20 protein-coding genes are annotated in these 20,690 nt (G+C 53.4%); 4 read left to right on the top strand and 16 right to left on the bottom strand.

The features are described 5' to 3' along the window. The coding region (locus tag I9W95_RS09860; RefSeq protein ID WP_225674369.1) for a transposase at nucleotides 1–402 on the top strand (402 nt) is incomplete at its 5' end. On the opposite strand, the gene I9W95_RS09865 is transcribed toward I9W95_RS09860, so the two are convergent. The 12 genes from I9W95_RS09865 to I9W95_RS09920 form a co-directional block, all read right to left on the bottom strand. Further along, nucleotides 320–1,198, bottom strand: coding sequence for a hypothetical protein (locus tag I9W95_RS09865; RefSeq protein WP_225674408.1), 879 nt, complete (start codon nucleotides 1,196–1,198; stop codon nucleotides 320–322). The two genes, I9W95_RS09860 and I9W95_RS09865, sit on opposite strands and share 83 nt — an antisense overlap. Further along, nucleotides 1,080–2,651, bottom strand: a complete 1,572-nt coding sequence (locus tag I9W95_RS09870) for a TnsD family Tn7-like transposition protein (RefSeq protein WP_225674371.1) — start codon at nucleotides 2,649–2,651, stop codon at nucleotides 1,080–1,082. Before I9W95_RS09870 ends, I9W95_RS09865 begins: the two co-directional genes overlap by 119 nt. A 118-nt stretch (nucleotides 2,652–2,769) precedes the next feature. Beyond that, the gene (locus I9W95_RS09875) at nucleotides 2,770–4,365 is read right to left on the bottom strand and encodes an ATP-binding protein (RefSeq protein ID WP_225674373.1); all 1,596 of its coding nucleotides are present in this window, start codon (nucleotides 4,363–4,365) and stop codon (nucleotides 2,770–2,772) included. Further along, the gene (locus tag I9W95_RS09880; protein WP_225674375.1) at nucleotides 4,355–6,427 is read right to left on the bottom strand and encodes a transposase family protein; all 2,073 of its coding nucleotides are present in this window, start codon (nucleotides 6,425–6,427) and stop codon (nucleotides 4,355–4,357) included. Before I9W95_RS09880 ends, I9W95_RS09875 begins: the two co-directional genes overlap by 11 nt. After that, nucleotides 6,417–7,229 carry a TnsA endonuclease N-terminal domain-containing protein gene (locus I9W95_RS09885; RefSeq protein ID WP_225674377.1) on the bottom strand — a complete coding sequence of 271 codons (813 nt, stop codon included), beginning with the start codon at nucleotides 7,227–7,229 and terminating at the stop codon, nucleotides 6,417–6,419. The genes I9W95_RS09880 and I9W95_RS09885 overlap by 11 nt, the downstream gene beginning before the upstream one ends. Nucleotides 7,230–7,356: 127 nt before the next feature. Then, on the bottom strand, nucleotides 7,357–9,171 hold the full coding sequence (gene glmS, locus I9W95_RS09890; RefSeq protein WP_225674379.1) for a glutamine--fructose-6-phosphate transaminase (isomerizing): 1,815 nt from the start codon (nucleotides 9,169–9,171) through the stop codon (nucleotides 7,357–7,359). A 4-nt stretch (nucleotides 9,172–9,175) separates the two neighbouring features. Further along, nucleotides 9,176–9,970, bottom strand: coding sequence for a DeoR/GlpR family DNA-binding transcription regulator (locus I9W95_RS09895; protein WP_225674381.1), 795 nt, complete (start codon nucleotides 9,968–9,970; stop codon nucleotides 9,176–9,178). 59 nt (nucleotides 9,971–10,029) lie between these two features. After that, nucleotides 10,030–11,661: a GGDEF domain-containing protein gene (locus I9W95_RS09900; RefSeq protein ID WP_225674382.1), complete on the bottom strand. Its 1,632-nt coding sequence runs from the start codon at nucleotides 11,659–11,661 to the stop codon at nucleotides 10,030–10,032. 87 nt (nucleotides 11,662–11,748) lie between these two features. Further along, nucleotides 11,749–12,537, bottom strand: a complete 789-nt coding sequence (locus I9W95_RS09905) for an endonuclease/exonuclease/phosphatase family protein (protein WP_225674384.1) — start codon at nucleotides 12,535–12,537, stop codon at nucleotides 11,749–11,751. Between the two features lie 6 nt (nucleotides 12,538–12,543). Next, nucleotides 12,544–13,182, bottom strand: coding sequence for a thiol:disulfide interchange protein DsbA/DsbL (locus tag I9W95_RS09910; protein WP_225674387.1), 639 nt, complete (start codon nucleotides 13,180–13,182; stop codon nucleotides 12,544–12,546). A 178-nt stretch (nucleotides 13,183–13,360) separates the two neighbouring features. Then, nucleotides 13,361–13,963 (bottom strand): c-type cytochrome, encoded by a 603-nt coding sequence (locus I9W95_RS09915; RefSeq protein ID WP_225674405.1) that lies wholly within the window; start codon nucleotides 13,961–13,963, stop codon nucleotides 13,361–13,363. Nucleotides 13,964–14,010: 47 nt separating this feature from the next. Beyond that, a complete protein-coding gene (locus I9W95_RS09920; protein ID WP_225674389.1) occupies nucleotides 14,011–14,307 on the bottom strand; it encodes a c-type cytochrome in 297 nt (98 codons plus the stop codon). 143 nt (nucleotides 14,308–14,450) lie between these two features. Here I9W95_RS09920 and yihA point away from each other — a divergent pair, with 143 nt between their 5' ends. Next, nucleotides 14,451–15,101, top strand: coding sequence for a ribosome biogenesis GTP-binding protein YihA/YsxC (gene yihA / locus I9W95_RS09925; RefSeq protein ID WP_225674391.1), 651 nt, complete (start codon nucleotides 14,451–14,453; stop codon nucleotides 15,099–15,101). Between the two features lie 279 nt (nucleotides 15,102–15,380). On the opposite strand, the gene znuB is transcribed toward yihA, so the two are convergent. The 3 genes from znuB to I9W95_RS09940 are packed head-to-tail and all read right to left on the bottom strand — an operon-like array spanning nucleotide 15,381 to nucleotide 17,405. Then, entirely contained in the window at nucleotides 15,381–16,184 is an 804-nt protein-coding gene (gene znuB, locus I9W95_RS09930) for a zinc ABC transporter permease subunit ZnuB (protein WP_225674393.1), read from the bottom strand. Beyond that, nucleotides 16,177–16,932, bottom strand: coding sequence for a zinc ABC transporter ATP-binding protein ZnuC (znuC, locus tag I9W95_RS09935; RefSeq protein ID WP_225674395.1), 756 nt, complete (start codon nucleotides 16,930–16,932; stop codon nucleotides 16,177–16,179). Before znuC ends, znuB begins: the two co-directional genes overlap by 8 nt. Continuing rightward, a complete protein-coding gene (locus I9W95_RS09940; protein WP_225674397.1) occupies nucleotides 16,929–17,405 on the bottom strand; it encodes a Fur family transcriptional regulator in 477 nt (158 codons plus the stop codon). The genes znuC and I9W95_RS09940 overlap by 4 nt, the downstream gene beginning before the upstream one ends. A gap of 92 nt (nucleotides 17,406–17,497) precedes the next feature. Here I9W95_RS09940 and I9W95_RS09945 point away from each other — a divergent pair, with 92 nt between their 5' ends. After that, complete coding sequence (locus I9W95_RS09945; RefSeq protein ID WP_225674399.1) at nucleotides 17,498–18,328, top strand: metal ABC transporter solute-binding protein, Zn/Mn family; 831 nt, start codon at nucleotides 17,498–17,500, stop codon at nucleotides 18,326–18,328. Between the two features lie 174 nt (nucleotides 18,329–18,502). Here the strand turns inward: I9W95_RS09945 and I9W95_RS09950 are convergent, their stop codons facing one another. Beyond that, nucleotides 18,503–19,129: a DUF3857 domain-containing protein gene (locus I9W95_RS09950; RefSeq protein ID WP_225674401.1), complete on the bottom strand. Its 627-nt coding sequence runs from the start codon at nucleotides 19,127–19,129 to the stop codon at nucleotides 18,503–18,505. A 108-nt stretch (nucleotides 19,130–19,237) separates the two neighbouring features. Here I9W95_RS09950 and glmU point away from each other — a divergent pair, with 108 nt between their 5' ends. Then, nucleotides 19,238–20,602 (top strand): bifunctional UDP-N-acetylglucosamine diphosphorylase/glucosamine-1-phosphate N-acetyltransferase GlmU, encoded by a 1,365-nt coding sequence (gene glmU, locus I9W95_RS09955; RefSeq protein WP_225674403.1) that lies wholly within the window; start codon nucleotides 19,238–19,240, stop codon nucleotides 20,600–20,602. Nucleotides 20,603–20,690 lie beyond the last annotated feature (88 nt).

Raw genomic sequence — 20,690 nt, forward strand, 5'->3', positions numbered from 1 at the left:
CGTTGGCTGTTGCTCAGAAACCGGGCCAACCTCCAAGATGAACAGGCTCTGAAGCTCGAAGAGTTGCTGCAAGCCAACCAGCCTTTGATGACCGTCTACGTACTCAAAGACCAGCTCAAAGAGCTCTGGTACGCCCCTTCAGAGGGCGAAGCCAAGCAACGCTGGCAGGACTGGCTGAATCTGGCAATGAGCAGTGGGCTGGCGCCGGTTCAGCAATTTGCCAGACGCCTCAAAGGCTATATCGAAGGCATTATCGCCAGCGCTGTTTACCGGATGAATACCAGCGTCCTGGAAGGGATGAATAACAAGATAAAGGTCATCAAGCGGATGGCCTATGGCTACCGGGACAACGAATACTTCTTTCTGAAGATAAAAGCAGCGTTTCCCGGTAAAGCGCGATGAACCAAAAATTAAACCCCGGATGACCAACTGCTTTAATACTGTCAGCAACAAAATCCTGTTCATCGCCCCATCTGCCGTAAACTTCTAGCTGCCAACCATTCAGGTTTGGCGGTATGAATTGGAAATTCCAGATTTCCGAAGATCCATTTTGAAGGCATCTATAGATCGAGTGAAAACTCCGCTTCCCCTCCTCATCGAAATAGAGCCATATCAAATGGTCGAGAACGCTTTGGCTACGCAGATTTGATGCCGGATAGTCTGCAAGTGTGTGAAACTGTATTTCACTGAAGTAATCGTCAAGATGGCGTGCATGAGCAATACTACCCAGCCCATTCGGTCGGAATGCGGCTCTTATCAGGTGCGGGTTGTGCAGGAACAAGGCCCTGGCAAGCTCTAACTGGCGGATACGAATAGTTTTCTGATTGCTGTCTTGAAACGTTAACCACCAGGTACCTTCATCATCCTGATACTCGCCTGTCCGTTTATGGATCTTCGTTTTCAATTTATCGAATTTTTGCGGTGGAAATGTCTCTTTACCTTCATAGGTGTTACCTATGACTAGCATGGGGATTAATTCGTATGGTACATGTGTTTTAAGTTGACCAGAAAAGCGGATACTGACGTTGGTTTGGAGTCTTCCAATGACGGGCTTACTGAAAAAAATTGGCCCTATGCTTTCAAGCTTGGTGTTGATTGGGAATTTCCTGATAGCTCTGCCAGGTTGGTAAGTCGCATTCGATAATCCTTCGCGTAGCCCTGCGACAACGCTCTTTATTGATGCCAACAATTCTTTCAATTTCAGATCTCGCGATATTGTTCCGTCTGGACTTGATCAGTCTGATCATGACGCATGCCAGCCGGCGTGCCTGATACTCATCTATGGATTCAGCATAACGTGCCATAAATGCCCTGCAGAGTGGAAGCTTCTGTTTGTGCCGATCCCAAATTGCTCTTGCCTGCACTTGTTGTGCATACCAAGCAACAGACTTTCGTGGTAGCTCAAGGTCTTCATCCGTTCTGCATTTGGTATATAGCAATGAGCGGACAAGCTGTTTGTCACGCACTAGCCAGTCAACTTTTTGCGTTCGGGTTTGCCTTAATTTCGGGAGCTTATGCGTCATAAGCCATCCCTGTTCATAGCGGTAAAGCCAGGAATATATTCGGGCACCTTCTCTGGTTGCGCGTATTTCTTTTAAGGTCTCAAATTGTTTGAGCTGTTCGATCCATAGCTGACGATATTCATCTTTCCGGCGTTCTGCATTTGGAGATGTATAACTCCTTTTAGTTCGGTCTGTACCTGATGCAGAGCAGGCTTCGTTGATAATCTCATGGATATTAAATGGCGTATCAATAAGAGCCATCCAGCATGAGAGATGTTGAAGGTAGCTAAAGGCTCTCCTGTGTTGGCGGAACATCGCCAACAACCAGTTGTTCTCCTTTTCCAAGGTAAGTCCATGACGTTCAAGCCAGTCTATCCCCCAGTGCTGCACGACCTTCGACTTTATTCTTTGGTGATCAATACGGCCTTTGTGGATGTAACCCAATTCCTTGGCCAGTTTGCTGTAAAAGCTAGACCATTGTTTGATCTCAGGAGTTTTATCCTTGTAATCCATTAGCTGCTGGATGTACTGAGAAATTTGGATTTCTACATTGGATGCTGCCAGCGATACGGCCGAAAGTGTGCCTGCTTCGTGAGCCCCCGTGATGTGATGGCGGCGTGATGGTTGCAGAGCCAGCGTTGTTGTTACCAGACTGCATCGATGAGTCGGGCAACAATCGACGCCAGGGCACTGGAAAAGCCGTTGCCAGTAAGTAAAACCGAGAGATTGCTTTTGTTCGTGCCAGCACACCGGACATGCCCGATAGTGAGTGGGCCATCGGATAATAGAAGCATTTATACCAGATCGAAATGATGCAGGGTTGGTTTTCGCACTGATCAGATCTAGTTGAACAGACTGGTAATGGGCGTTGTCGATGAAAGGACGAAACACCGGAAGTATCGAGTGTTCCTGAAGTAACTGTTCTGGGCTGGTCTGCCATATATGGCCAACCCGACTTAATAACTGCCATATATGGCCCTGGAGCAGTGCTGATGGAACGATGTTGTGTGAGCCGAAAAGCACTTCTAAAACGGTTTTGTCTTCTGCTAAACCAAGTTGATGTGCGCAGCGAGCCAGTACGCTACCTAGTAGTTCGCCTAGTTGGGCTTTGGGAAAATTTTGCAGAGACATATCGAACTGAATCGCCACCAGTTTCTTCAGAGTAAATGGCGGATGGGTGTAGAACCCCAGCTTCCTGTAGCAGGGTGGCATCCAGTTCGGTGAAACCGTTGTCCCGCTGAAGGGCAGCTTCTTCCATTATCGCTACTCATAGATAACAACCCAAATCAATCAAAACCCCTGACTTTTTTAACTGTTCGTATGTAGTGCTGCTATCATTTTGGCGCATCAGACGTAAGTCATCCTTCAGATACTTCGGCGTCAACTTGGTTACTTTGGACTTGGGCTTCTGGGGTGTCGGAGGCTGCTTTTCCCGAAGCGAACGAATATGGGCAACTAATCCAAACAGATCCTCCTCCGGCTTTTCAGCAATAGCCTGCTCTGCAACGATTGGCGCGATATCCGGCCCAATGCCCATTTGCTCCAGCATATTGATGAGCTGCTGGTACTTTGAGGGTTTTGTTTCTGTACTGGTGGGTTGCGGGGGTTCGATAATCTGTTCCGACTCAGGCATGAAGGTACTTGTTGTGCGAAACTGCTCTACCGGGATATCAAGATCCGAGTATTTGAGGATTTCCTCTTTACGACCACTTTGCAGCGCTTTGATCATTGGATGAATGATGGCCAGTTCTTCATGGAAAACTTTTTCAATCAAGCGTTGGTCAAGTATCTCGCGACCTGCCACGACGGCACGTGCCTGGGCCAGATAAAACAAGAGGACCGCAATGTGTGGGATGCCTTGTGTGTAATCCCATAACAACTTAATCATGTGCTCAGTCAGTGGTGTAGGGTGCTCAAACCACTGTAGTTTCCACAGACGCTTAATGAATTTTTCCCATTCGGCGTCTCTGGCAGATTGGTCAGAACGCTCAAGGCGTCCCCAATTCACACTGCCAAACTGGGCTGCGCGCCGTGCCGAGCGCATGGTTGGTGAAAACAGATCCAATGCTTTGGGTGTGCCAATGAATAGAACCGGCACTTTTATCACGTTGGTAAGAGTCACGAAGAAATTCAGGATCTTCTGAGAACCACCAGACTTCGATGTGTCGAGGTGCTGGATTTCGTCAATGGTCAGTAACCCTACAGAGTGGAGCGCTACTATTTGTGCGATGCTACCAAGCATGGATTCCGGTGTAGAGCGTGCTTTAACGTATAGCTGCTGATAGTCAGTACCTAGGGCTTGGTCAACGGCGCGGAAGAAGTTGATACATAGGTGACGGACCGAACCATCGTGAGGGCATTCTACTTTCAGCCAGACAAGCTGGGTGTGCTGGTAATCAGGATGATAGATAACTTGCGGGTAGCTGCGCAGAATGGCCTCGACCGCTGTTGATTTACCCGTTCCGGAGCTGCCAATGACTGAGCTAACCAGTGACTCATTACCTGCATTGCGACTGGCTGATTTGAAATCAGTGTGGGCTGCTTCGTCCAGATTGTGCTGATGGCTGATATCAGCAATATTGCGGCTCAAGTAGCCTCTTCGAATCATCGATGACAGCGATTGTTCCAGTTGGAAGTGGGCTCTTGTTGGATACAAAAACTGGTCGAGAATGCGCATCATGGCATGCCTGCGGATGTGGCTAGGCAGCTTTTTCTCAGCTTCATCTATATGTGGCATGCGGTTGAGCACTGTTGCTGCGTCATGAAGCGACATCATGGGAGGCAGAGCATTGATTAATGGATGCCCCTCATAGTCAGAGATTTCAGCCGGGATATATTGAGCTTGCTGGTGCTTAATCATCATCGCTCCCTAGTATTTGGTCCAGGTCTGGATAATCAAGCGAGATATCAGCTTCTTTGCGGGTGCGTATATCGATCACGCTTGGCTTTTCTTTGACTTGCGAAGACTTGGCTTTGGTCAGCGTGGTACGCTGACGTTCATCAGCCAGTTCTGTGCGACGATTATCCCTGATACCGAGCAGACGTTCAGATGCAGACTTTTCTGACGCTTTCGGCTTCTTGTTCCGCTCTCGCTGAATGATGTCTTCGATCACACTCTGGGTGTCTGGAGCTTTAAAGGCTTTGCGTTGCTTGGCTGCTGCTTCGGCTTGCCCTTTAGCGACTAACATTTGTGCAGCTTCTGAGAACGTCATGTCTTGATAACGTCTGCTTCGGTCTGATAGTTCGGCATGCCAGATGACTCCAGAGCTGGTATTTGGTCTTACATAGATTAAGTTTGTGTTTCTGGGATCAAAAGAGACCTCGACTTCGGACGGGCGAGTTTGTTTGATACGATCAAACCACCCCGCCTTCAGGGCTTTCTGACAGGTGTATGTGAGTTTACGCAAGCGAATACCTTCTTCTGATACCGTCGCTTTCTCACTGGGAAGTAAGTTTATCAACGCAAGCTTGTCGTCACAGGCGCGCAATTTTCCAGTACGGTTTTTGATGCCCCAGTTCCAGAGCTCAAGTGGGACTGCAGCCAGGTCCTCTGGCATATCCCGGGCAAAATCATAGTTATCAACCACATGAGTTGTGTTATGTCTGATAACCAGATGGATCATCATTTCTGTGAACGCTGAAAGGCTGAGTTCGGCATCGAGTTCATAACGTCTGCCGCTGCGCTTTTTGCCGTTGACTGCCTCGACAATGCCACGAGCATAAGGCTTGAACTCGGACTGAATAGTGTTGAAGTGCCGCTCACAGATTCCTTTATCGTCCCCCCGGTAAGCTCGTGAGTTGCTGATCTGTATTCCAAAGCGATTGGCCAGAGTATCTGCCTGCCGAGACAGCAATTCACCACGGTCAGCCAAAATACTGGATGGAATGCCCACTGATGGCCACATTTCCTCGGTAATGGTTACACCAAACTGTGCGCAGTATTCGACCTTGCTGGAAAAGGCATTGGCGAGTGCCATTGCTGCAGTGACCCATGAAGCATTCTCAAAGCCAACGTACATGCCAACAATCATGCGACTGAAGACATCTTTCACCAGATAGAGTGTGGGTCTGCCGACGATTCGTTCGGGGTCCTTTTCCGATACCAGGTAAATATCAACGATCGTTGCATCAATTTCATAGCGTGCGCCTGGTCCAAAGTTGAACGCTGTAGCTGTACTGGTAAGGGGTAATACGTCTTTGTTGTAGGTTCGCGCCGGCATTCTGCGTCTTTCGACCTCATGCTTTTGATAGTTGGCTCGGTAAAAGTAGTGAAACTGACCTTGGGTAGGCAGATCTTCCGGAAGGAGTGTGGGATAGCGGGTTTTTAACACTCCATGGGCTTTAGTTAGTGCCTGGCTGAGAGGGACTTTTTTGCCAACAAGATAATAGAGCTCAATAGCAGAGCGGAAAATGTCAGCTATTTCTTCGGTAACGACTATTCCTTGGCCGGGTGATACAGAACGTTTGCGCCCTACCTTAGTGGTCGGATTTCTACGGCGTTTACCTCTTGCACCACTGTTCTGGTAGTCCGGAGTCAGTGAGTTTGGAACCATCCCTCGTTGCCAAAATCGGCGCAATGCTCTGGTGATATACAAGCGTGGTCTGCTGGAGTTCTCTAGCACTTTCTTGATCAAGGCGTTTCTGGACGCTTTGTCGAAAAGCTTGCTGTGATGTTCAAGCAGGGGGCTAATAGCTGCAAAAGCTTCATCCCGACGTGCTTCGGCAACACTTCCTGCCTCTACAACTGGTGGTATATATGGGTCAGGGATGGCTTCATAAAGTTCGAGCTCGCTTTCCGATGCATGAATTGGCCAGGCCTTCTCCTCATCAATATCAATGACCCAGTAATACCCGTCAGGCTCTAAACCAATTACGCGGAGGCGCTGGCCTTGAGTAGGTGATTGAAGTACCTGATTAATTTGCATAGGCACCCACGCTGGTAATAGCCTGCGATGTTTGTTGTAGCTCAGAGCATTTCCAGTCGTGATAAGACGTCTGGATAGGTGCTGTTATCAAGTGCCGTGCTATTCCATAGCGAAGAGTTTGTAAGTGAGAGCCGGGTTCAACACCATACTGATCATCCAGACGAGCACAAATCCGGGTTGCTGTAAGTCCTGCGTATTCAGATAGGCGTTCCAGTAGAGACTTAACTTCTTCTCTATCGATGACAGTCTGCTCTGGAGCATCATGCAGCGCAGGCCTTAACCAAAGTAGGTTTTCCTTCATTGGTTTTGATATTTCACGGTCAGTGAATAGCTTCCATTCAACGCCGCATCCTTCCCAGTAGGTTTTTTCTATCTGAAGTTTTTCAATAGTGCGCTCGTCACTCAATGTCGAAACTGGCTTTACAGCAAGAGCCATCTTGCGGCCGCTGTTGAAGTCTATAAGCAGATCTGTGGTAACAACTTTGAGTTTTCCCCGAAGTTGAGGATGTTTTATCCCTAGCTGCTGACAGATGGTGAGTGTATCGCTGACGGGTATTGGAAACTGTTCACGGATATCTCGCGTTTGAGGATTCCAGTCGAAAATGATGAATGCACCCAGTTCAATACCGGACAACAGGTGGTGGGCTCGGCCAGTTGTATGGCCAGGAATGCGGATGCTTTCGCCGGAGCTGCTCAGGTCCTGGATGCAGATGAACGGAATATAGTCTTTACCCATGCCAGAGCCGCGTGTCTTAAGGCGCTTCTCATCGGACGGGTCGAGTGGCTTGTCGGTATCGGACATATCCCCTCCTGCGGGGGAAAGCAGGTAGGGGATATTTTTATCATACTTTGTTTTTAAATATCAAACTATATTTAAAATGATCAAACTTTATTTAACGGCGACATGATGGTGCTCAGAATGCGGCGCATTACTCGACCGTCACGCTCTTCGCCAGATTGCGCGGCTGGTCGACGTCGGTGCCTTTGATCACCGCCACGTGGTAGCTCAGTAACTGCAGAGGAAGGGTATACAGAATCGGTGCCACGATGTCGTCGCAGTGCGGTACGTCCATCACCTGCATATTGGCTTCCGGGCGGATGTCGGCGGCTTCGTCGGCAAACACGATCAGTTCGCCGCCACGGGCGCGCACTTCTTCGATGTTGGACTTCAGTTTTTCCACCAGGTCGTTATGCGGTGCTACTACTACGATTGGCATTTCGGAGTCGATCAGCGCCAGTGGTCCGTGCTTCAGCTCGCCGGCGGCGTAGGCTTCAGCATGGATGTAGGAGATCTCTTTCAGCTTCAGCGCACCTTCCATCGCAATCGGGTACTGGTCACCGCGACCGAGGAACAGCGCGTGGTGCTTCTCGGCAAAGTTTTCCGCCAGCTGCTGGATAGCGCTGTTCATGCCCAGTGCTTTCTCGATCAGACCCGGCAGGTGGGTCAGGGCATCGGCGATCTGTTTTTCTTTGTCGGTGCTCAGTCCGCGGCCACGGCCCAGTGCCACCGTCAGCAGCATCAGGCCGACCAGCTGGGTGGTGAAGGCTTTGGTGGAAGCTACACCGATTTCGGCGCCGGCGCGGGTCATCAGCGCCATATCGGATTCACGCACCAGTGACGAACCCGGCACGTTGCAGATGGTCAGGCTGCGGGCAAAGCCCAGCTCTTTGGCCAGACGCAGGGCGGCCAGGGTATCGGCGGTTTCACCGCTCTGGGAAATAGTTACCAGCAGGCTGTTCGGCCGCACCACGGATTTGCGGTAACGGAATTCCGAGGCAATTTCGATGTTGCAGGCGACGCCAGCCAGTTCTTCGATCCAGTAGCGGGCTGTCATGCCAGCGTGGTAACTGGTACCACAGGCAATGATCTGCACCTGTTCGATATCGCTCAGGTCGCCCAGTGCTTCGAGATTGAGCTGGCCATTGAACAGGCGACCTTCCAGGGTATTGGCGATGGCTTGTGGCTGTTCGTAAATCTCTTTCAGCATGTAGTGGCGGAACTCGCCTTTATCACCGGCATCGTGCTCGACAGTGCTTTCCTGGGGTTCGCGTACAACGGCTTCGTTGTTTTTGTCGAACACCGAGACGCTCTGACGGGTAATCTCCGCTACATCACCTTCTTCCAGGAAGGCGAATTTGCGGGTTACTGGCAGCAGGGCCAGCTGATCGGAGGCGATAAAGTGTTCACCGATTCCGAAACCGATAACCAGCGGGCTGCCGGAACGGGCGACAATCATGCGATCCGGCTGCTGACGGTCGATCACCACCATGCCATAGGCGCCGTGCAGCTGAGTGCGGGCGGCCATGACTGCGGCCAGCAGGGAGTCGGCGCTTTTCAGCTCGCGCTCGACCAGATGGGCGATGACTTCGGTATCCGTTTGCGAGGTAAAAACATAACCCTGAGCTTTCAGCTGGTCACGCAGGGTTTCGTGGTTCTCGATGATGCCGTTGTGTACCACGGCAATATCGCCGGACATGTGAGGGTGGGCATTGGCTTCGGAAGGCTCGCCGTGGGTTGCCCAGCGGGTGTGAGCAATACCGATACCGCCTGGCGTCGGACTGGCATGTACGGCATCGGCCAGCGACTGTACTTTACCCAGCCGGCGCAGGCGTCTGAGCTCACCGCGGCTATCAATCACGGCCACGCCTGCGGAATCATAGCCGCGGTATTCCAGTCGTTTCAGACCTTCCAGTAGAATATCTGCTACATCGCGCTGGGCAACAGCGCCAACAATGCCACACATTTGCTTATTCTCCCTGCACAGGTTGCGCGATGATGACACGCACGCCCTGTGCTTCTATTTGTTGTTTATGTATTTGTGTTAACCGGTCGTCGGTAATTAAAGTGGTTACCGATGACCAGGGTAGTTCGAGGTTAGGTATGCGCCGCCCGACTTTGTCTGCTTCGGTCATAACAACGACTTCACGGGCGGCATCTGCCATCACCCGGCTGAGACTCAGTAGCTCGTTGAAGGTGGTGGTGCCTCGCGTCAGGTCGATGCCATCACAACCGATAAACAGCTGGTCGAAATCGTAGGAGGCAATAACCTGTTCTGCGACCTGCCCCTGAAAGGACTCGGAATGGGGGTCCCAGGTTCCGCCGCTCATCAATAAGGTTGGCTCGTTGTCCAGTTCACGAATGGCGGCAGCCACATTAAGTGAGTTGGTCATCACCACCAGGCCACGCTTATTCTGCAACTGTGGAATAAGGGCTGCGGTGGTGGTGCCGAAATCGATGATGATACGGTTGTGATCGCGGATGCAGCTGGCTGCTGCAAGAGCAATTGATTGCTTACGAAACGAAACTTCCTGGCGGGATTCAGCACTCTCCGCTGCCGGCTGGGTCAGTTCGGCGGGCAGTTGCACCGCACCGCCATAGCGACGCAGCAGCAGGCCGCTCTTTTCCAGCTGAGCGAGGTCTTTGCGAATCGTGACTTCAGAGGTATCAAAGGTCCGCGCCAGTTCATCAACCTGCACCTGACCCTGACTGGCCAGTTGTTCAAGGATGCCATGGCGGCGCTGGACGGTATTACGCTTGGGCATTTCTTTCGTTTCGAAATAAAAGTTTCGGAAAGTTATCAAAACGAAAGAAAAATGCAAGATCAGCCTTTATGACACAGGTTGCGACCTTCCTCTTTGGCGCGATAAAGCGCTTTATCCGCACGGTCAAAAACGGTGTCCGGTGATTCCAGTGCCAGGAATTCGGTGACCCCAAAGGAAATGGTGATGGGGACCCGCTCCTTCTTAAAGTGGAACGGACTGGCCTCAATGGTATGACGCAGTTTTTCCGCCACCACCATGGCGTCATCGACGCTGGTCTCTGGCATCAGAATCACGAACTCTTCGCCGCCGTAGCGAGCGATAAAGTCGATGTCGCGCAGGTTCTTACGCAGGCTGCGCGCGATCAGCTGCAATACTTTATCGCCGGCGAGGTGACCGTAACCATCGTTAATGCGTTTGAAATGGTCGACGTCGCAGATCGCCAGTGACAGGGCGTTGCCGTAGCGGTGACGGCGCATCAGCTCTTCTTCCAGACGGCTCTGGTAGGCTTCGCGGTTGGGTAAACCGGTCAGGTTGTCATGGGTGGCGAGTCGTTTCTGTTCTTCGATGGCTACACGGCTTTCTTTTACTTCGGCTTCCATCTCATTCAGGCGCTCCTGCAGGATGGCCAGCTTGGCCTCCAGCCGCTGTTCACGCTCTTCTTCATCCTGCTGGTACTTTTCCATCGCCTGTACGATCAGCGTCAGGTGGTCGCGCACGCTGATGCCCAGTTCACCGAGGTCGCCGGAGCCGGTGACCACCGAGCGTATATCCGCAATCTGCTCGCGTACCATGCTGTCCAGGTCCAGACGTGCGCGGCGGCGCTCGCTCTGGCTCTGGCTGGCTTCGGTGACCAGAATCTGGATAGCTTTCAGGCGCTGATCAAGGCTTTGCAGGAACTGTTCGAACTCGGTCTGACTGTTGCCCAGGCACTGCAGCAGGAAATCGGTGGTGTCCTCCAGCAAAGGAACCAACTCATACCAGTTCAGACCATCCTGCAGACGTTTCTTAAGCGACTCGGCGTGATAGGTGAGGCGCTCAGGAATGACCGGCTGTGACAGCAGGCTGATCAGTGTTTCCGATACCTCAGAGGCAATATGAGAGAAACCAGGTTCAGTATCGTCACTGCTGTCTTCAGTGTTCTCTTCATCATTGGCAGCATCGTCGTTAGGCTTAAACCACTTCTGCCACCATTTGCTGCTCTGTGCATCATCGTAACCTTCAAGCGTGGCCAGCTCGCCCATGATCTGCATCCAGCTCTGCAGTTGCGAGATATAGCCAGACCAGGTCTGCAGCTCTTTGGCGGCACTCTTACGAACCGTTTTTACACGCTTCATCAGTGGTCGTGGCAACGGACAGCGGCTGAGCTTATCGGCGGCGTCTGACAGTTGCCCGAGCAATACTTCGGCCTGAGCCGCGTTCTGCTCTTCGAAGCGTCGGACGGCTCTTTCCAGTTCGTCCAGTACGCGGGTCATGCCTGTAGCGCCGGGTTTGAGCGACTCACGCAGCTCCCCCAGCGACTTATCAACGCTGCCTGATTGCCCTTCTGCCAACAAGGACACCATGACAAGCCCGCGACGCATCTGGTCGTGTTGTTGTTCGGTGGACGTCTTCAGTTTCTCGTGAGAATCCAGCAAGTCGAGATATTTATCCCGCCAGCGCCGGGCAGAAGAGGCTCCTGTTCCCTCGGCCATTAAACAGTTTCCTTAACGATAAAGGTTCAATTCTGCAAATAAGTATAGGTAATGCCGCAGTTTATGCCCGGTTATCGGCAATAACTTTTATGGTGCCTGCCAGCGGATTTCAGCGGCCACCGGCAGATGGTCTGAATGAGGGTGATTGATCACAGCAGTACGGACCAGTTCGAGGTTCTGACTGAGGAATATATGGTCCAGTCCACGCCGGGGTTGCCAGCTCGGATAGGTCGGCATGGATTGGGGGGCATGCAGGCCAAGCTTGCTCAGCGGGCTGTCGCGTAGCAGCACTTCGGCCTCCTGATTGAGGTCGCCCATAATGATCAGATTACGGGCATCACCAACCTGCTCACACAGATAGTCGAGCTGGCTGAACTGGGTCTTTTTACCCAGCGCCAGATGGGTAACGGCGATCACCAGCTGCTGCTCACCCTCGCCGAAACGCAAGACCATGGCGCCGCGGCCGGGCAGGATACCTGGCAGTGCGTGGTGGTCCTGCTGACTGGCGTGCAGTCGCGACAACAGTCCATTACTGTGCTGGGCCACACGACCAAGGTTGCGGTTAATCTGCTGATACCAGTAGGGGAAACCTGCATCATCAGCGAGCTGCGCGACCTGATTACACTGACTGCTGCGGTAGCTGCCGGCATCGGCTTCCTGCAGCGCGACAATATCGAAATGCGAAATCAGGGCTGCGATCTGTTGCAGCGAATACTGCCGCTCTTTACTGGGCAAAAGATGCTGCCAGCTGCGTAGCAGGTAATGATGGTAGGCGGCAGTGCGGATGCCTACCTGCATATTGAATGAAAGAAAACGAAGGGTGTTGGCGGCCCGGGGAGCCGCCACAAACTCCTGCAGAGTGCAGAGTTTGTTCATCCGCGCTTATTTACCCTGCAGGGCTGCGCGCTCTTTTGCGATCAGGTAATCGACCACTTTCAGCATGTTCTTCTGACCACCGGCAGTGCTGGCGGTTACAACGTATTTACCCTGAACAATCAGTGCCGGCACGCCGGAAATGCCAAAGGCACGGATGCGTTGGTCACCCTGTTTCATGCGGCTTTTTACGGTGAAGGATTCGTAGGCTTTATCGAAGTCTTTTTCGCTGATACCGGCTTTTTCTACCAGGAAGTCACGCTGGTCGTCACGGCTCAGCAGTTTCTTACCATGGATGTGGTAAGCCTTGAAGATGTCTTCGTGAACCTGACTCAGCACGCCCAGTACGTCAGCGACATAGTACAGCTGAGCGTGTGCAACCCAGGCGCGGCCAAACATCGCAGGGACGCCTTCGAAGGCTACGTCTGCCGCCAGATTCTTTTTCCACGGCTCAATGTCATCTTCCAGGTGAAAACAGTGCGGGCAGCCATACCAGAAGGCTTCTTCGATGTGAACTTTGCCATCGGCCATCACGGCTACCGGCTCAGCCAGTACTGTGTATTCTTTACCGGCTTCGTATTCTGCATGAGCTACAGCGCTGATCAGCAGTGCAGCAGCGGCGATCCATTTGCTCACCTGTGCAAACATTGGGGAACTCCCTGGTTATTTATAGTCAATTCAGAGTGCATTTTTGCACAAAGGTTCATAGCTGCCCACCGGCAAGGCCTGCATCCCGACGCTTCCTGACAGAAGGGCGAATGTTGCTGATGCGCGGGCATAAAAAAAGGTGGCCTGAGCCACCTTTTTTCTATCGGGTAACCGACGCTTAACGCAGACCCTGAATGTATGAAGCAACGGCTTCAATTTCAGTTGCGTGCAGGCGGTACGCGATGTCGCGCATCATGCGGCTGTCACCGTCGTTGGTACGCTGGTTCATGCTGAATGCGGTCAGCTGAGCCGCTGTGTATGCATCGTGCTGGCCAGCCAGACGTGGGAAGCCTGCAGCTGCTACACCTTTACCATCAGGACCGTGACATGCCAGACATGCTGGTACGCCTTTTTCGGCGATGCCGCCGCGGTAGATAGCTTCACCCAGTTCAACCAGTTCTTCTTTTGCGCCACCGGCAGTAGGAATCTGTGCAGCGAAGTAAGCGGCCAGATCTGCTACGTCAGTGTCGCTCAGGCCAGCTACGAACGGAGCCATAGCTGGTACAGAACGTGCACCATCACGGATGTCTTTGATTTGCTTGATCAGGTAGCGTTCGCCCTGTCCCGCAATTTTCGGGAACGTAGGTGCCATGCTGTTACCGTCAGCGCCATGACAGGCAGCACAGGTAGCAGATTTTGCTTTGCCAGCTTCAGCGTCACCAGCGTGAGCTACGGACATCAGTCCGGCAGATACGATCAGGCTAATCAACAGGTTTTTCATCATCAGGTCCAGGTTGTAAGTGAATTCTTCTACTCTTACGTCTCGCCTTACTTAGGCGTAGACATGTAAGTGATCAGTTCTTTGTACTGATCGGCTGTACAGTCCATGCACAGACCACGCGGTGGCATTGCATTCAGACCGTTGGTGACGCTGGTTACCATTGCATCCATACCTTTTGCCAGGCGAGGTTCCCATGCTGCTTTGTCGAAAGCTTTAGGAGCGCCGGCTACGCCCATGGCGTGGCATGCATTACAGGTTTGCTGGAATTTAGCAGCAACGTCGAAGGCTTGTACGTTTGCGCTCATAGCGGCTGCAACAGCGGCCATCATAACCAGTTTTTTCATAGGTGATACTCTCTCTTGCTTGTTTTAGTACAGTTTTAAAACAGCTTAGCCCCGGAGTCACCGCCCTGTGATATGATGGGTGCGTCTTCCAAAGGCCCAGCATTATATAACATTAATTTCCGGACGGTCATTACGTTTACCCCATGATAGCTCAGGAATCATTGACCTATACCAACACTCAGTTCGTTAAGAGTGCCGCCAAACTCAGCCAGTGTCCGACGGAAATCGAGCGCGAAGTGGCGTTTGCAGGCCGCTCCAACGCTGGTAAGTCCAGCGCACTGAACCGTCTGACTGGTAACAAAAAGCTTGCCCGCACCAGTAAAACACCGGGGCGTACGCAGTTAATTAACTATTTCCAGATCGCCGACAAACCCCTGGCGCTGGTGGACTTACCGGGCTACGGCTTCGCCAAAGTACCGTTAGCAGTAAAAAATGAATGGCAGAAAGAGCTGGGTAACTACCTGCAGAAGCGTGATGCGCTGGTGGGTCTGGTACTGCTTATGGATATCCGCCATCCGCTGAAAGAATTCGACACCGCGATGGTGGATTGGGCCGAGAAGGCGAAGATGCCTGTGCATATTCTGCTGACTAAGGCTGACAAGCTGAAGCGTGGCCCGGCGCAGAGTGCTCTGTTGCAGGTACGCAAAGCGATGAAACAAGTGAAAACCCCGGTCAGCGTGCAGACGTTTTCGTCGCTGAACGGTGATGGTGTGGTTGAACTCAAGCGTGTGCTTGATGGCTGGTTACTTCCGGCTGCCGAGTCTGACACCACCGAAGAGTCCGCTCAGGGCTGATCTTTCAGCATCCGGTCTGAGGCCGGATGCTGCCATCTCCGATAGTTTGTGACTTTTTGTTGTTTTTCTCTGATAGAAAAAAACACAAAGAAATTGGTCGAATTTCAGGCAGTAGCAAAAGTATTGACTATATTAAGGGTAACTCCTGCGGTTCTTTCCTCGGAGAACATCGCGCAGCGAGGGTGTTTTAAGGTAGTTCTTTTTCTTCGGTACTTCCCCAATGATCCGAAGTTAACCCGGTCGTTTGCCCCCAATGGCGACCGGGTCTTTTTTTGTCTTTCAGGCGCGTTTTCTTTCCCGCACTTCCTGCACGACCAGACTCAACGCAAACAGCAGAGTGGCAGATACCACGACGCTCGGGCCTGCCGGCGTATCCCAGCGGAATGAAGCCCACAGACCGAGCATGACCGAAGCCATACCGACCAGGCTCGCCGTCAGCGCCATCTGGGCTGGTGAGCGGGCAACAGAGCGGGCGGCCGCAGGAGGAATGATCAGCAAGGCGCTGACCAGCAGGATGCCAACCACTTTCATTGCCAGCGCAACGATCAGGGCCAGCAGCAGAATCAGCAACAGATTCAGACGTTTAACCGGATGGCCATCAATCGAAGCCAGTTCGGGGCTGATGGTGACTGCAAGCAGCGCACGCCATTGCCAGAACAGCAGACCGCCGGTCAGCACTGCGGCAATGGCGATCCAGCTGACGTCGGCCTCTGCTACCGCCAGCAAATCACCGAACAGGTAGCCCATCAGGTCGACACGTACGCCTTGCGCCAGACTAAGCGTCACCAGACCGATAGCGAGGGTCGAGTGGGAGACGATCCCGAGCAGGGTGTCGGACGCCAGTCGTGAACGCTGTTCCAGTGGCAGCAGTACCAGTGCCAGTAACAACGAGCCAAGGATCAGAGCAAGTGTCAGGTTGATGTCGGTCAGCACGCCAAAGGTGATACCGAGCAGGGCGCCATGAGCGAGGGTATCGCCGAAAAAGGCCATGCGCTTCCATACCACGAAGCTGCCCAGCGGACCGGCAACAGAAGCCAGCAGCAGACCTGCCAGCAGCGGCATCAGCCACCATGCATCAGTCATTTTGTTCTCCTGTGTGCAGGTGGTGATCATGGTCGCAATGCTGATGATCGTGATGGTGAGTGTAATGAGCGATCGGGGCTGCACCGCGGGCACCAAACAACTGCAGATAAGCTGGATCTACGGATACTGAATCCGGGTGGCCAGAGCAGCACACGTGGCCGTTCAGACAAATCACTTCATCGGTGGCGGCCATCACCAGATGCAGGTCATGGGATACCATCAGTACTGCGCAGTTGAGTTCGTCACGTAGTTGCGGAATCAGGTTGTACAGTTCCATCTGGCCCTGCACATCGACGCCCTGTACCGGTTCGTCCAGTACCAGCAGGTCGGGCTTCATCAGCACTGCGCGCACCAACAACACCCGCTGCCATTCACCGCCCGACAGATCGTGCACCGACAGCGGCGCCAGCACTTCAATATTCAGGCGTTGCAGCCAGTAGCTGATATCGGCGCGGGTGGCGTGGCGTGTCAGACGCAGGAAGTCCTCGACCGTCAGTGGCATGCGCTGGTCGAGGCTGAGCTTCTGCGGCATGTAGCCAATATGCAGACCGCTCTTGCGTTCTATTGTGCCGCTGTCTGCCTGCTCCAGACCGAGCAGTACGCGAATCAGAGTGGATTTACCGCAGCCGTTGGGGCCGATCAGGGTAATGATCTGGCCACGGCGCACTTCCAGATGAATGTCGGTCAGTACCGACTTATGGCGGCGCGCCAGGTTAAGCCCCTGCGCACGCAGTACAGCCTCACTCATGCTGCACCTTTGCAGGCCGGGCACAGGCCCAGCAGCTCAGTAATCTGTTGCTCGACCACGACACCAAGACGCGCTTCTGCCTGTCGGGCTATGTCACTCATTTCGGCAGAATCCAGCTCCTGAGCCTGTCCGCACTGGCGACAGACGAAGAAGCAGGTCGGGTGATCTTCCCCGGGATGTGTGCAACCGATAAAGGCGTTCAGTGAGGTGATGCGATGTACCAGACCCAGATCGAGCAGAAAATCGAGCGCACGATAGACGGTCGGAGGTGCCGAGTTAAAGCCTTCCTCCGCCAGTCGTGGCAGCAGGTCGTAGGCTCCAACCGGTTTGTGATTGGCCCACACCAGCTCCAGGACGCGCTGGCGAATAGGAGTCAGTCGAACACCTTTTTCCTGACACAGATCGCGCGCACGGCTGACGGCGGTATCTATGCAGGCATGATGATCGTGATGCTTGTAGATGTTCTGGCTCATAGCGTTTTGGCTTCTCTGTTCGCTGAGCACAGCCCACGCTGCGCAGATTAGGTTATAATGTTGCAATTCTACGATATTTCTGTGGTTTCACAATGAAGACTTTTCTGCGCGCCTTTCTCTCCACGGTCATTCTGGGCAGTGCTGCGGCCCATGCTGGTCCAGCGGTCCTGGCAACAGTTCATCCGCTGGCGCTGGTGGCGGCGTCTATCACTCCTACTCAGGAGTTGCAGGTTCTGGTGCCCACCGGTATGACGCCGCACGACTTTTCCCTGCGGCCGTCGGATGTGGATAAAGTGCAGAGCGCGGATGTGATCTTCTGGGCTGGCGAGGAAGCCGAGCCATATCTGGCTGGCTTCGTACATCGCTGGCCAGACAAAGTATGGATCGATGTGGCATCGCTGGCGGCCGACGACGAAGTTCATGACCATGCAGAACACGGTCACCATGATCCGCACTGGTGGCTGGACCCGCTGACCATAATGAGTGCCCAGGCAGAGCTGGCGCGCGCGCTGGACAAAGATCCGAAACCTTTTGCGGATGCCCTGCAGGCCCAGATTGAGAGCAGCTACCAGCAACTGACCGGCGTGCAACAGCGCGGCTTCTTTGTGTTTCACCGTGCCTATGATCACTGGGTGGAACTGATGAAGCTTAAGCAGATGGGCTCGTTCACCCTGTCACCGGAACAGAAGCCGGGGCTGAAAACCCTGCAGGCCATGCGCCAGCAGCTGGCCGCTGGTGATGTGGTCTGCGTATTCTCCGAGCCTGAATTTTCCCCGGCGCTGATCGATTCCATGGTGCGTGGTCTGGATATTGCCCGTGGTGAACTCGACCCGATGGCGGCGCATATCCGCCTCAGCGAAGATGGCTATCTGGTGTTTCTGCAGGACCTGACGGAACGTTTTGTCCGCTGTTTATCGGAATGATTTGCTGAACACCTGATCTGTGACAATGTGCGGCCGGTTTATTCCTGTTGTTATGAGATCTGTCAGGAAAAATACAATCAGGCAGCTACACTCAGAGTGTTGTTGCCTTTGTTGAAGTGTTGCAGAGCAGATGATTTCATTGACCCAGGAGCAAACCGAGCACCTACGCCACAGTCAGTGGTTCCGCCCCTGCCAGAGTACGCGGTAGTAAACCTGATTGACCGGCACGCCCCAGGACACCTTAAGACCGACAGAATACAGCTGCTGATACACCGGGTTACTGCCGCTGGTGGTGTAGCTGTATTCCAGTTCATCACCGATACGCAGATCGTCGATGATCAGATGTGTGCGAATGGCTCCGTCATAAATCAGACTGCCAGCCCGGTCTTCGGCACGAAAGCTGTTAATCACCAGCGAGTCGAGTTTGTTAATCACCTGATCGTCGCGGATAACGTCTACCTGATGCAGGGTCAGCTGCTGGTATTCCTGATTGTGATACAGGTACAGCTCTGACTCTTCGTCCAGCCCGGCCTGGTTGAGAATTCGCTCGCGGAAACGGCGAAAGGTCTGCCTTGGTTGCGTGGCATCGCCGGCCCGGCGCTGTGCTTCGACCAGCAGGTAGTCAATGCCGCCGCGTCCGCCCTGTGGCTGAATGCCCGCTGTGTAAGTAACCGGAGTTACCCATTGCGGTATCGGCCCCAGTGAAAAACCGCTGGCCGCTTCGGCGCGGGCAGAAGGTGAAAAAAAGGTGGCGAGGGAAATCAGGCTGAACGCCAGAAGAGACAAATAGTGAGAGCGCATATCCATCTGCTGAGCTGCTTATTAGAAAGCGGCCAAGAATAGCACTCTGATTGAATTCGTGTCATGAGGCCCTAGAATAGCGGCATATTTTTATCGGGATACATCGCTATGACACTGGCTGTCGTTACTCTGGCAGCGGGCAAAGGCTCGCGCATGAAATCGGATCTTCCAAAAGTTCTGCACCGTCTGGCGGGTAAGCCAATGCTGGCGCACGTGCTGAACAGTGCTGCAGCCCTGCCTCAGGCGAAACAGCACGTGGTGATTGGTCATGGTGCCGAAGCCGTGCAGCAGCAGATCAGCGGTTTCGATGTCTGCTGGGCGATGCAGACCGAACAGAAAGGCACGGGCCATGCGGTGGCACAGGCCATGCCGGATGTTGATCCTGCCTCAACGGTACTGGTGCTGTATGGTGATGTGCCGCTGATTCGCACCGAAACGCTGACCAAACTGCTGGCGGAAACCCACGACGGTCAGGCGCTGGCGCTGCTCACCGTTGAACTGGCCGACCCGACCGGCTATGGCCGCATTGTGCGCGATGACGCCGGAAACATTCAGGCCATTGTTGAGCACAAAGATGCCACGCCGGAGCAGCATCGCATTCGTGAGGTGAACACCGGCATTCTGGCGGTATCTGCAGCGCACCTGAACAGCTGGTTGCCGCAGTTGTCCTCTAATAACGCTCAGGGCGAATACTACCTGACCGACATTATTGCGATGGCGGTTGAGCAGGGCGTAGCCGTGCGTGCGATTCACCCGCAGGACGAATACGAAGTGCAGGGCGTGAATGATCGTCTGCAACTGGCGGAACTGGAACGTATCTATCAACGCCAGCAGGCCGATACCCTGCTGCGCGATGGTGTCTCTCTGGCTGACCCGGCACGCATCGACGTGCGCGGCACCCTGACCGTGGGTGCTGACGTGGTGATTGATGTCGGCTGTGTGTTTGAAGGCGACGTGGTGCTGGAAGATGGCGTACACATCGGCCCTTACTGTGTGGTGAAAAACAGTCGCCTGGGTGCAGGCACTCAGGTTGAAGCCTATTCCCATATCGACGACGCTAAACTGGCAGCGGACTGTCATATCGGCCCTTATGCGCGCCTGCGTCCGGGTGCTGATCTGCACGCCGAAGCCAAGGTCGGTAACTTCTGTGAAGTGAAGAAATCCGTCATCGGCAAAGGCTCGAAAGTGAATCACCTGACCTACATCGGTGACGCGGAAATCGGCCAGGACGTAAACGTTGGTGCCGGCACCATCACCTGCAACTACGATGGTGTGAATAAGTTTAAAACCGAAATCGGCGACAACGCCTTTATCGGCTCTAACTCGTCGCTGGTAGCACCGGCGAAGATCGGCGCTGGGGCAACCGTGGCGGCGGGTTCTGTGATCACCAAAGAAGTGGGTGATGGCGAACTGGCCGTAGCGCGTGGCAAGCAGCGTAACGTGACGGGCTGGGCGCGGCCGGTTAAGAAGTAATAATAGTCGGACGTCGGACGTCGGACGTCGGACGTCGGATGTCGGATGTCGGATGTCGGATGTCGGATGTCGGATGTCGGAAGCCTGA

Origin of the sequence: Thalassolituus marinus (assembly GCF_020320395.1) — a bacterium.
Lineage (GTDB): Bacteria > Pseudomonadota > Gammaproteobacteria > Pseudomonadales > Oceanobacteraceae > Venatoribacter > Venatoribacter marinus.

Bases quoted from the DNA above. Each gene is read 5' to 3' on its own strand.
- I9W95_RS09875 (WP_225674373.1), bottom strand. From the start codon at position 4,365: ATGATGATTAAGCACCAGCAAGCTCAATATATCCCGGCTGAAATCTCT.
- I9W95_RS09880 (WP_225674375.1), bottom strand. From the start codon at position 6,427: ATGCAAATTAATCAGGTACTTCAATCACCTACTCAAGGCCAGCGCCTC.
- I9W95_RS09885 (WP_225674377.1), bottom strand. From the start codon at position 7,229: ATGTCCGATACCGACAAGCCACTCGACCCGTCCGATGAGAAGCGCCTT.
- glmS (WP_225674379.1), bottom strand. From the start codon at position 9,171: ATGTGTGGCATTGTTGGCGCTGTTGCCCAGCGCGATGTAGCAGATATT.
- I9W95_RS09895 (WP_225674381.1), bottom strand. From the start codon at position 9,970: ATGCCCAAGCGTAATACCGTCCAGCGCCGCCATGGCATCCTTGAACAA.
- I9W95_RS09900 (WP_225674382.1), bottom strand. From the start codon at position 11,661: ATGGCCGAGGGAACAGGAGCCTCTTCTGCCCGGCGCTGGCGGGATAAA.
- I9W95_RS09905 (WP_225674384.1), bottom strand. From the start codon at position 12,537: ATGAACAAACTCTGCACTCTGCAGGAGTTTGTGGCGGCTCCCCGGGCC.
- I9W95_RS09910 (WP_225674387.1), bottom strand. From the start codon at position 13,182: ATGTTTGCACAGGTGAGCAAATGGATCGCCGCTGCTGCACTGCTGATC.
- I9W95_RS09915 (WP_225674405.1), bottom strand. From the start codon at position 13,963: ATGAAAAACCTGTTGATTAGCCTGATCGTATCTGCCGGACTGATGTCC.
- I9W95_RS09920 (WP_225674389.1), bottom strand. From the start codon at position 14,307: ATGAAAAAACTGGTTATGATGGCCGCTGTTGCAGCCGCTATGAGCGCA.
- yihA (WP_225674391.1), top strand. From the start codon at position 14,451: ATGATAGCTCAGGAATCATTGACCTATACCAACACTCAGTTCGTTAAG.
- znuB (WP_225674393.1), bottom strand. From the start codon at position 16,184: ATGACTGATGCATGGTGGCTGATGCCGCTGCTGGCAGGTCTGCTGCTG.
- znuC (WP_225674395.1), bottom strand. From the start codon at position 16,932: ATGAGTGAGGCTGTACTGCGTGCGCAGGGGCTTAACCTGGCGCGCCGC.
- I9W95_RS09940 (WP_225674397.1), bottom strand. From the start codon at position 17,405: ATGAGCCAGAACATCTACAAGCATCACGATCATCATGCCTGCATAGAT.
- I9W95_RS09945 (WP_225674399.1), top strand. From the start codon at position 17,498: ATGAAGACTTTTCTGCGCGCCTTTCTCTCCACGGTCATTCTGGGCAGT.
- I9W95_RS09950 (WP_225674401.1), bottom strand. From the start codon at position 19,129: ATGCGCTCTCACTATTTGTCTCTTCTGGCGTTCAGCCTGATTTCCCTC.
- glmU (WP_225674403.1), top strand. From the start codon at position 19,238: ATGACACTGGCTGTCGTTACTCTGGCAGCGGGCAAAGGCTCGCGCATG.